Annotated in this window: 8 protein-coding genes; 3 read left to right on the top strand and 5 right to left on the bottom strand. The window is 53.0% G+C overall.

Translation table 11 applies throughout. The features are described from left to right. Positions 1-140: 140 nt before the first annotated feature. Positions 141-1,706: an alkyl hydroperoxide reductase subunit F gene (gene ahpF / locus ACLGE8_RS22475; RefSeq protein WP_411001332.1), complete on the bottom strand. Its 1,566-nt coding sequence runs from the start codon at positions 1,704-1,706 to the stop codon at positions 141-143. A 247-nt stretch (positions 1,707-1,953) separates the two neighbouring features. Then, positions 1,954-2,517 carry an alkyl hydroperoxide reductase subunit C gene (ahpC, locus tag ACLGE8_RS22480; RefSeq protein WP_035895873.1) on the bottom strand — a complete coding sequence of 188 codons (564 nt, stop codon included), beginning with the start codon at positions 2,515-2,517 and terminating at the stop codon, positions 1,954-1,956. 600 nt (positions 2,518-3,117) lie between these two features. Here ahpC and citR point away from each other — a divergent pair. The 3 genes from citR (at position 3,118) to ACLGE8_RS22495 (ending at position 5,986) form a co-directional block, all read left to right on the top strand. Further along, positions 3,118-4,062, top strand: a complete 945-nt coding sequence (gene citR / locus ACLGE8_RS22485; protein ID WP_411001334.1) for a DNA-binding transcriptional repressor CitR — start codon at positions 3,118-3,120, stop codon at positions 4,060-4,062. An 89-nt stretch (positions 4,063-4,151) separates the two neighbouring features. Next, entirely contained in the window at positions 4,152-5,375 is a 1,224-nt protein-coding gene (locus ACLGE8_RS22490) for a phosphoadenosine phosphosulfate reductase (RefSeq protein WP_411001336.1), read from the top strand. After that, the gene (locus ACLGE8_RS22495) at positions 5,360-5,986 is read left to right on the top strand and encodes an IbrB-like domain-containing protein (RefSeq protein ID WP_411001338.1); all 627 of its coding nucleotides are present in this window, start codon (positions 5,360-5,362) and stop codon (positions 5,984-5,986) included. Before ACLGE8_RS22490 ends, ACLGE8_RS22495 begins: the two co-directional genes overlap by 16 nt. On the opposite strand, the gene ACLGE8_RS22500 is transcribed toward ACLGE8_RS22495, so the two are convergent. From ACLGE8_RS22500 to cstA, 3 genes are all read right to left on the bottom strand, one after another. After that, positions 5,987-7,147 (bottom strand): pyridoxal phosphate-dependent aminotransferase, encoded by a 1,161-nt coding sequence (locus ACLGE8_RS22500; RefSeq protein ID WP_411001340.1) that lies wholly within the window; start codon positions 7,145-7,147, stop codon positions 5,987-5,989. It lies immediately after the preceding gene. Positions 7,148-7,239: 92 nt separating this feature from the next. Continuing rightward, complete coding sequence (locus tag ACLGE8_RS22505; protein ID WP_035895883.1) at positions 7,240-7,437, bottom strand: YbdD/YjiX family protein; 198 nt, start codon at positions 7,435-7,437, stop codon at positions 7,240-7,242. A gap of 77 nt (positions 7,438-7,514) precedes the next feature. Next, a complete protein-coding gene (cstA, locus tag ACLGE8_RS22510; RefSeq protein ID WP_185669848.1) occupies positions 7,515-9,620 on the bottom strand; it encodes a pyruvate/proton symporter CstA in 2,106 nt (701 codons plus the stop codon). Positions 9,621-9,921: the final 301 nt, after the last annotated feature.

The following is a 9,921-nucleotide window of genomic DNA, read 5'->3' on the forward strand; positions in this document are numbered from 1 at the left end:
TTTTAACAAATCAAAAGGGGTTTTAATAACTGGCTTAAAGCTGAAAGCTTTCCGGAACCCCCAGCCTAGCTGGGGGTTTTCTGTGCACAAAAAAAGGCCACCTTTCGGTGGCCTTTGACATTGCAGGCATTGTCTTCTTTTTATGCAGTTTTGGTACGAATCAGGTAGTCAAATGAACTCAGTGACGCCTTCGCACCTTCGCCAGCGGCGATGATAATCTGTTTGTACGGCACGGTGGTGCAGTCGCCCGCGGCGAATACGCCCTTCACGTTGGTCTCGCATTTCGCATCAATGATAATTTCACCCATGCGGTTACGCTCAATCGCGCCTTCCAGCCAGTTGGTATTTGGCAGCAGACCAATCTGCACGAAGATCCCCGCCAGTTCTACGTGGTGCTCGTCGCCGCTCACACGGTCACGATACTGCAGACCGGTGACTTTACTGCCGTCGCCCTTCACTTCAGTGGTCTGCGCGTTGAGAATAATGTCGACGTTTTTCAGGCTGCGTACTTTATCCTGCAGCACCTGGTCGGCCTTCATTTCTGGCGCAAACTCAAGCAGGGTCACGTGTTCAACCACGCCCGCCAGATCGATTGCCGCTTCCACGCCGGAGTTACCGCCGCCGATAACCGCCACGCGTTTGCCTTTAAACAGCGGGCCGTCGCAGTGTGGGCAGTAGGTGACACCCTTGGTACGGTATTGATCTTCACCCGGTACGTTCATGTTACGCCATTTAGCACCGGTGGCGATGATAATGCTGCGTGCCTTCAGCACCGCGCCGGACGCGGTTTCAATCTGATGCAGGCCGCCTTCAACCGAGGCAGGGATCAGCTTAGACGCGCTCTGGGAGTCAATCACGTCCACGTCATAATCGCTCACGTGCGCCTTCAGGGCACCTGCCAGTTTCTGGCCTTCGGTTTTTGGCACGGAGATGTAGTTTTCGATATCAACAGTATCCAGTACCTGGCCGCCAAAACGTTCACCCATCAGGCCGGTACGAATACCTTTACGCGCAGAGTAAACCGCCGCTGCCGCGCCGGACGGGCCAGAGCCGACGATCAGCACATCGTAAGCATCTCGTTTATTCAGTTCTTCCGCCGCACGTTTTTCCGCGCCGGTATCCACTTTCGCTACGATTTCAGTCAGCGTCATACGGCCCTGACCAAACTCTTGACCGTTCATATAGACCGCCGGAACGCCCATCACGTTACGATCGGTAATTTCGTTCTGGAACGTACCGCCATCAATCGCCGTGTGCTTGATGCGCGGGTTCAGTACCGACATCAGGTTCAGCGCCTGCACCACGTCCGGGCAGTTGTGGCAGGAGAGCGAGTAGTAGGTTTCAAACTCAAAGTCGCCGTCGATATCGCGGATCTGCTCCAGCAGAGACTGCGCTTCTTTCGACGGATGACCGCCGGTCCACAGCAGCGCCAGCACCAGCGAGGTAAACTCGTGGCCCAGCGGGGAGCCCGCAAAGCGTGGGCCCTGGTCGGAACCTGGGTTAGTAATCAGGAACGATGGCTTACGTACCGCGAGCGTGTTGTCTTCTTTAAAGGTGACTTTGTCTGACAGTTCAGCGATTTCAGCCAACAGTTCCTTGATCTCTGCCGATTTAGCGCTGTCATCCAGCGTGGCAATCAGCTCAACAGGTTTGGTCAGCTTCTCAAGATAGGCCTTGAGCTGGGTTTTCATGTTGGTGTCGAGCATTTTTATCTCCTGGGCTTAAAACATCATCATGCAAGCGGCCTTTGTCAGGCAGCCTGAATACGCTTGCATCATGGACGCTATTGAAAAAAACGGGCACTCGCGCACCCGTTATAATGGGGGTAATTTCCTAAGTATTTCGCGTCACGGCAAGGCGGCTAGCGGGTGAGTCCCCGGGAGCTTACATAAGTAAGTGACCGGGGTGAACACGCGACGCCAACGCCGCAGTGGCGCGAAAGACGACGGAAATTTAGATCTTGCCGACCAGGTCCAAAGATGGGGCCAGAGTGGCTTCGCCTTCTTTCCATTTAGCCGGGCAAACTTCGCCTGGGTGAGAAGCAACATACTGAGCTGCCTTGATTTTACGCAGCAGGTCAGATGCGTCACGGCCGATACCTTCAGCGGTAACTTCGATTGCCTGGATGATACCCTGTGGGTCAACAACGAAGGTTGCACGGTCTGCCAGACCTTCATCTTCACGCATGTTGTCGAAGTTACGGGTCAGGGCGCCAGTCGGGTCGCCGATCATCGCGTATTTGATTTTCGCGATGGTGTCAGAGCTGCTGTGCCATGCTTTGTGGGTGAAGTGGGTGTCGGTAGAAACAGAGTACACGTCCACGCCCAGTTTCTGCAGCTCTTCGTAATGGTCAGCTACGTCGCCCAGTTCGGTCGGGCATACGAAGGTGAAGTCAGCCGGGTAGAAGAAGAAGACGCTCCAGCGACCTTCGGTATCTTTCTCGGTAACTTCTACGAATTCACCGTTTTTGAACGCCTGGTTTTTGAAAGGTTTGATTTTGGTATTAATTAAAGACATCGAGTACTTCCTCCGTGTTTTCGTTGAGGTCTAAGTTAACGAACTTTTCCTGATTCGACCAATGCGTTTACATTATCAAATCAATAAGCGTTATCTAACAACCAGAACAAGACAGCTTTGTGAACCTATGACGAGGACGGGCACAAATCGCTCACCCTCAGAAGTAAAAAGGCCGCATCAGCGGCCCCGTTACCTGAATCCCCAGCAGGTGAATTCAGCGCCAGCCTGGCTGGCTTATTGTTGCGCTCTACATACCTTAACAAAGGCGGTAACAGCACCCGGATTACATCATCCTGGCCGGTAAAGGGCAATCAGCCCGCCGTCGTTCCTCCCTATGACTGTGATAGGCTACGCCATTCATTGATACCTGGCGTCATGTCGTTGAATTCAAAGTAATTAACACCCAGCATTATTATTAATAATAAATTATATTCATATTAATAATGAGATTATTAATTAAATATGGCGTAGCTAATCCTCATTAGCTGATATATATTAAGCGTTATTAAAAGTTAAATTTAGTTCTTCGAACAGGGATTGTTCCATGATAATGCAATTCATATTTATCATGTATTCATTATGTTAAAAAAGGATATCTAATTGGCTAACCTCTACAACCTAAAACGTTTTGATCTCAACCTTCTGATAATTTTCGAGTGCATTTACCAAAACCTGAGCATCAGCAAAGCGGCGCAAACGTTATTCATCACCCCCTCCGCCGTCAGCCAATCGCTACAGCGGCTGCGCGTACAATTAAATGACCCGCTATTTGTTCGGGCAGGTAAAGGGATTACGCCGACCACCGTCGCCGTGAATCTGCATCACCATCTGGAACAGAATCTCAACAGTATCGAGCAAACCATTAACATCACGGGGAAAACGGAGCTGAAAAAACGTTTTGTGGTCTACGGCCCGCAATTTCACGCAATGCCAAAACTCACCCGTTTTATGGATACTCTGCTTGAAGATCCCAGCATGGAAGTGATCTACCACGACACGGCCACAGAGAACGATCAAATTGAAGACGTTCTCAATTACCGTAAAGCAGACGTGGTATTTACGCTGGAAAATTGTGAAAATCGAGCATTAATTTGCACACCCTATTGTGATTGCGAGGCGGTTCTAATTAGCCGTAAAGCGCATCCGCGGCTTGGAGACGACGCCACGCTGGAGGAAATCTTACAGGAGAGGTTTGCGGTACTTCAATCGCGTGAGCACCAGATAAAAGAGTTCCAAAAACTTTATATTTCGGCACGTTTATCAGAACGAAACGTTGCTTTCAGGTCCTCTTCATTAATGAGTGTTTTTAACATCATTCACCATAGCGATTTAATCGCTCTCGTCCCCCGACTAGTATTTGAACGTCTGAAAGAACCGCTAAACTTAAAACAGATAAATACCCCCATCCCTTTGCAAAAATTTACTTTTTATATGGTCTACAGTCGCGCCTCGCTGACCTCTCCTTTTTTCTCTGAAATCATAAAAAAAGCACAAAAAGAAACAAAACATTCACAGAAAAAATATCAAAAACAAAATCATAAATAATTAATATATTCATTATTGCATTTATTACATCTAAGAATAGAGTACTATGTCGGAACCTATTAGATGCTGTCATAAAGGATTTCTGACTTATGTCTATCATAAAACTCCCCTTGCCTCAGTCCGTTCTGGAGGCAAGTCGGGAGCGCATCAACTGGACACTTAATAATTTTTCACGTGTTTGCGTCTCTTTTTCAGGCGGAAAAGATTCCACCGTGATGTTGCATTTAACTGCCGAATTGGCACGTCAAACTGGAAAAAAATTCAGCGTACTGTTTATCGACTGGGAGGCGCAATTCTCCTATACCATCGCCCATTGCGAAAAACTGCGCGCAATGTACGAAGATGTTATTGAAAATTTTTATTGGGTCGCGCTCCCGCTAACCACTCAGAACTCCCTCACCCAATTTAATCCGGAATGGCAATGCTGGGAGCCGAATGCAAAATGGGTCCGCCAACCGCCGGAAAATGCTATTACTGACCCCGCCTTTTTCTCTTTTTATGAACCCGGAATGACCTTCGAGCGATTCGTGCAATGTTTCGCCGAATGGTTTTCACAGCAGCGCCCTGCCGCCGTGATGGTGGGCATACGTGCCGATGAATCCTACAACCGATTTTTAACCATTTCTTCCCAACGCAAACGACGCTTCGCCGACGATAAGCCCTGGACGACCGTCGCGCCGGGCAATCATGCCTGGTACGTCTATCCGATCTATGACTGGAAAACGGCGGATGTCTGGACCTGGTTTGCCAATAGCCAGAAACCCTACAATCCACTGTACAACCTGATGTATCAGGCGGGCGTGCCGCTGCGCTATATGCGTATCTGCGAACCCTTTGGCCCGGAGCAGCGCCAGGGACTGTGGCTCTATCACGTGCTTGAACCGGAGCGCTGGGCCGATATGTGCCAGCGGGTCAGCGGTGTACACAGCGGCGGCGTCTACGCCGGGCAGGACAACCAGTTTTACGGCCATCGGAAAATCGACAAGCCGAGCCACTACAGCTGGCGTACCTATGCGCTCTTCCTGCTGGAAAGCATGCCAAAAGCCACCGCTGACCACTACCGCAATAAAATCGCCGTCTATCTTCACTGGTACTTCAAACAGGGCTGGAATGATATTCCAGACTGCCAGGAAAAAGATCTGGGGTCGAAAGATATCCCTTCATGGCGACGTATCTGTAAGGTCTTGTTAAGCAATGACTACTGGTGCCGAATGCTCTCGTTTAGCCCCACTAAAGCCAGGCACTATCAACGCTACCGCACACGTATGGAACAAAAGCGTCAACAATGGAGGATCTTATGCGACAACGACTAATCAACCAGCTTCACGACTATCTGCACACGCTCACCTTTGAAGAGAAAATTGACGCAATTAACCAGTTTCGCCTGGCGCTACATGCAGAAAGCCCCTTTCACGATGAGCCGATAGACTGCGTACTGTGGGTGAAAGAAGAGGAGATATCACCCAACGACTACAACCCGAACAACATGGCCCCGCAGGAGAAGCGATTGCTGACCAAATCGCTGGAGTCCGATGGTTTTACCCAACCTATCGTGGTCATTGAAAAACAGGATCACCGCTTTGAAATTGTCGATGGCTTCCACCGCCACCTGTTGTCCCAATCCAAATCTGGGTTAAAAAAACGGTTTCAAGGCTATCTCCCCATCACCCAACTGGAACATCAGGACCAATCGCTACCCGCCAGGATGGCCGCCACTATTCGTCACAACCGTGCGCGTGGGCGTCATCAAATTAACGCCATGTCGGAGATTGTGCGCGAACTGAGCCAGCTCGGCTGGAGCGATGAAAAAATGGGGAAAGAGTTGGGAATGGATGCCGATGAAGTCCTGCGCCTGAAGCAGATTAACGGCCTGTGCGAACTCTTCGGCAATCGCCAGTTCTCACAGGCCTGGACGGTTAAATAGCTACAGGCGACACAGACGCTCGGCGGCGGCCAGCAGCGTCGCTTCTTGTTTGGCAAAGCACAGGCGAATCAGCTTATGCGGGAAGGGTGCCGCACAGAAGACCGACAGCGGGATCGCCGCCACGCCAACTTCGGTAGTCAGCCACTGGCAAAAGCTCACGTCATCAAGATCGGAAATGGCGCTGTAGTCCGCCAGCAGGAAGTAGGTTCCCTCACAGGGCAGCAGCTTCAGTCGGCTCTGACTCAGCGCGTCAATAAACAGGTCGCGTCGCGCCCGATAAAAATCAGGCAGTTGGCGGTAGTGCTCGGGTTCAGCACCCAGCATATCCGCCAGTGCCAGTTGCGCCGGGGTATTGACGGCGAAGGTCAGATATTGATGCACTTTACGCAGCTCAGCGCTTATTGGCGCTGGCGCGACGCAGTACCCCACCTTCCAGCCGGTCATATGATAGGTTTTGCCAAACGATGACACCGCCACCGCCCGCTCGCGCAGCTGCGGGTGCGCCAGCACGCTGGCGTGTCCGGCCTCGCTAAAGCAGATATGCTCATACACTTCATCGCTGAGCACGTAGATTTCGCGCTCGGCAATCGCCTGCCAGAGCGCCTCGAAATCAGCCGCCTGCCACACGGTGGCTGAGGGGTTATGCGGGGTGTTGAGAATGACCAGCCGGGTTTTGTCGCTGAGCATGTCGGTAAATGCCTGCCAGTCGACGCGGAAGTGCGGCGGCTGTAGCGCGATGCGCTTCACGATGCCGCCGGAAAGTTCGACCGCAGGCGCATAGCTGTCATAGCTCGGGTCAAAGCAGATAACCTCATCGCCATTACGCACCAGCGCGGTAATCGCCGCGTAAAGCGCTTCGGTTGCCCCGGCGGTGACCGTAATCTCGCTATTCACATCCGGCGAATGGCCATACAACGCCTGCGTTTTCTCGGCGATGGCTTCACGCAGCGCCTGCACGCCGGTCATCGGCGCATACTGATTCGCCCCGGAGGCGACATGGTACGCCAGCCGCGCCTGAAGATAGGCCGGGCCGTCAAAATCGGGGAACCCCTGCGAGAGATTAATCGCCTGGTGCTGCTGCGCCAGCGCGCTCATCTGGGTGAAAATGGTGGTGCCGAGGTTGGGTAACTTGCTTTGTGGGATGAGTTGCTTATTCGTCATTCTGCGTCTGCCGCTCGTGATGCCAAAGTTAACATCAATATAACACGGCGAACGCGTATGGCAATCAAGACGTTTAGATGTCTAAATAAACATTAACAGCACTTAGCACCGCCCTTTCCACCGTAGCGTGCGTCCTGGCGGTCGCGGAAAAATTCTTCATAGGTCATCGGCGTCTGGTCCGGGTGCGTGATGCGCATATGTTCGACGTAGTTGTCGTAGTCCGGCACGCCAATCATCATTTTGGCCGCCTGGCCGAGGTATTTTCCGGCTTTCGAGAGGGTATCAAACATTGTTTTTATCCTTTGGGTAAACCCGGCGTCGCTGCGCTCGGCCGGGCTACAACATCAACAAACTACACGTAAAGACATTAATGCGCGCGTTTCGCCTGTGCGACCAGGTTCTCCGCATCGGCCGGCATCGGCTCATACGGGGTCTCTTTCGCCGTCGGCTTGTCCTCTTTCAGCGCCGCCAGCGCGGTTTTGAGGGAGAACAGCGCCAGCACCACGACCACCACCATAAAGAAGATGGTCAGGCCAGCATCAAGACGGTTGTTAAACACCAGCTGCGCCAGCTGCGATTCGGTGTACTGCGGCGGTATGTTGCCGCTGTCGATCATCGCCTGGAACTTGTTCGCAATCGCCAGGAAGCCCACGCGGGTATCTTCGCTGAACGACTTCTGCCAACCTGCCACCAGCGTACACACCAGCAGCCAGGAGGTTGGCACCAGCGCAACCCACGCGTAGCGCTGACGTTTCATCTTGAACAGTACCACCGCACAGAGCATCAGCGCCATACCGGCCAGCATCTGGTTCGCGATACCGAACAGCGGCCACAGGGTGTTAATGCCGCCCAGGGGATCAACGACCCCTTGATGCAGGAAATAGCCCCAGGCCAGCACGCAAAGCGCCGTCGCCAGCAGGTTAGCAGGCAGAGAATCCGTACGCTTGAGCCCTGGATTGATAACGCCCAGCAGGTCTTGCAGCATAAAGCGCGCGGCACGGGTACCCGCATCCACCGCCGTCAGAATAAACAGCGCCTCAAACAGAATGGCGAAGTGATACCAGAACGACACGTCCATCAGGCCGCCCAACGCCCCGTGAAGGATATAGGCCATCCCCACCGCCAGCGTCGGCGCACCGCCCGCACGAGAAATGATCGACTGCTCACCCACTTCGTTGGCAATCTGATGCAGCAGGTCCGGCGTTACCGCAAAGCCCCAACTGCTAACCACCTGCGCCGCAGAAGCCACCACGTCAACGGTACCGGCCGGTGCCAGCATCGCCATCGGGCTGTTCATCGCAAAGTAGACGCCTGGGTCGATAATACAGGCGGAAACCAGCGCCATAATGGCGACGAAGGATTCCATCAGCATACCGCCGTAGCCGATAAAGCAGGCCTGATTTTCGTTCGCCAGCATCTTCGGCGTAGTGCCGGAGGCAATCAGCGCGTGGAAACCAGAGACCGCGCCGCAGGCGATGGTGATAAACAGGAACGGGAACAGGTCGCCGGTCCACACCGGGCCGGTACCGTCAACAAATTTGGTCAGCGCAGGCATGGTCAGCGTTGGGCGCATAATCAGAATGCCAATCGCCAGCCCGACGATAGTGCCGATTTTCAGGAAGGTGGAAAGGTAGTCGCGCGGTGCCAGCAGCAGCCACACCGGCAGCACAGAAGCCACGAAGCCATAGCCCACCAGCATCCAGGTCAGCTGTACGCCGGTATAGTCAAACCACGGCGCCCAGGTTTCGCTTGCCGCCACCCAACCGCCGGAAATAATGGCAAACACCAGCAGCACCAGGCCAATAACCGACACTTCGCCAATGCGTCCCGGGCGCAGATAGCGAATGTAAATCCCCATAAACAGCGCCAGCGGAATGGTAAAGGCAACGGTATAGGTTCCCCACGGGCTGTGGGTCAGCGCTTTCACCACGATCATCGCCAGCACCGCCAGAATGATCACCATGATCATAAACGTCGCCACCAGTGCAATGACGCCAGCGACCGGCCCCATCTCCTCTTTCACCAGTTCGCCCAGTGAACGGCCATCACGACGGGTAGAGACGAACAGCACCATAAAGTCCTGGACCGCACCGGCCAGCACCACCCCGGCTAACAGCCAGAGCATCCCTGGCAGGTAGCCCATCTGCGCCGCCAGCACCGGCCCCACCAGCGGGCCCGCTCCGGCAATCGCCGCAAAGTGGTGCCCAAACAGCACCTTTTTGTCCGTTGGTACATAGTCGAGGCCGTCGTTATGACGCACGGCAGGCGTCATGCGCGTCGGGTCAACCTGCAGCACTTTTTTCGCAATATAGAGACCGTAAAAACGGTAAGCGATGAGATAAACGCAGACCGCCGCAACGACGATCCACAATGCGTTTATCTGTTCACCACGGTTGAGGGCGATGTAGCCGAGGGCAAACGCTCCGACAATGGAGAGTAATGCCCATATAAGGTATTTCCCTGAATTGTTCATAGTTATTGTCCGTATCAGTAGCAGAGGATGTTACATTTTGTGTCCATAGCAAGCACACTTGATTTAACAACCTTGAAACGAATATGAACAGGAACAGCACCCGACATTTACATCACATTGTTAACGGGATCACTTAAGTCAGAAAAACGGATGAGAGGTGGGAAGTGAAAGTGGGATGAACGCAGGTATGTAGGCCGGATAAGCGAAGTGTATGACCGGATACATAGGTGACAGATCAGACCGGGAACATAGGTAACACTTTTCAGTCTATCCGGACCACACTCTGGGTTTTCCGGTCGTA

Origin of the sequence: Kluyvera sp. 142486 (assembly GCF_046569695.1) — a bacterium.
GTDB lineage: Bacteria > Pseudomonadota > Gammaproteobacteria > Enterobacterales > Enterobacteriaceae > Kluyvera.

Bases quoted from the DNA above. Each gene is read 5' to 3' on its own strand.
- ahpF (WP_411001332.1), bottom strand. From the start codon at position 1,706: ATGCTCGACACCAACATGAAAACCCAGCTCAAGGCCTATCTTGAGAAG.
- ahpC (WP_035895873.1), bottom strand. From the start codon at position 2,517: ATGTCTTTAATTAATACCAAAATCAAACCTTTCAAAAACCAGGCGTTC.
- ACLGE8_RS22490 (WP_411001336.1), top strand. From the start codon at position 4,152: ATGTCTATCATAAAACTCCCCTTGCCTCAGTCCGTTCTGGAGGCAAGT.
- ACLGE8_RS22495 (WP_411001338.1), top strand. From the start codon at position 5,360: ATGCGACAACGACTAATCAACCAGCTTCACGACTATCTGCACACGCTC.
- ACLGE8_RS22500 (WP_411001340.1), bottom strand. From the start codon at position 7,147: ATGACGAATAAGCAACTCATCCCACAAAGCAAGTTACCCAACCTCGGC.
- ACLGE8_RS22505 (WP_035895883.1), bottom strand. From the start codon at position 7,437: ATGTTTGATACCCTCTCGAAAGCCGGAAAATACCTCGGCCAGGCGGCC.
- cstA (WP_185669848.1), bottom strand. From the start codon at position 9,620: ATGAACAATTCAGGGAAATACCTTATATGGGCATTACTCTCCATTGTC.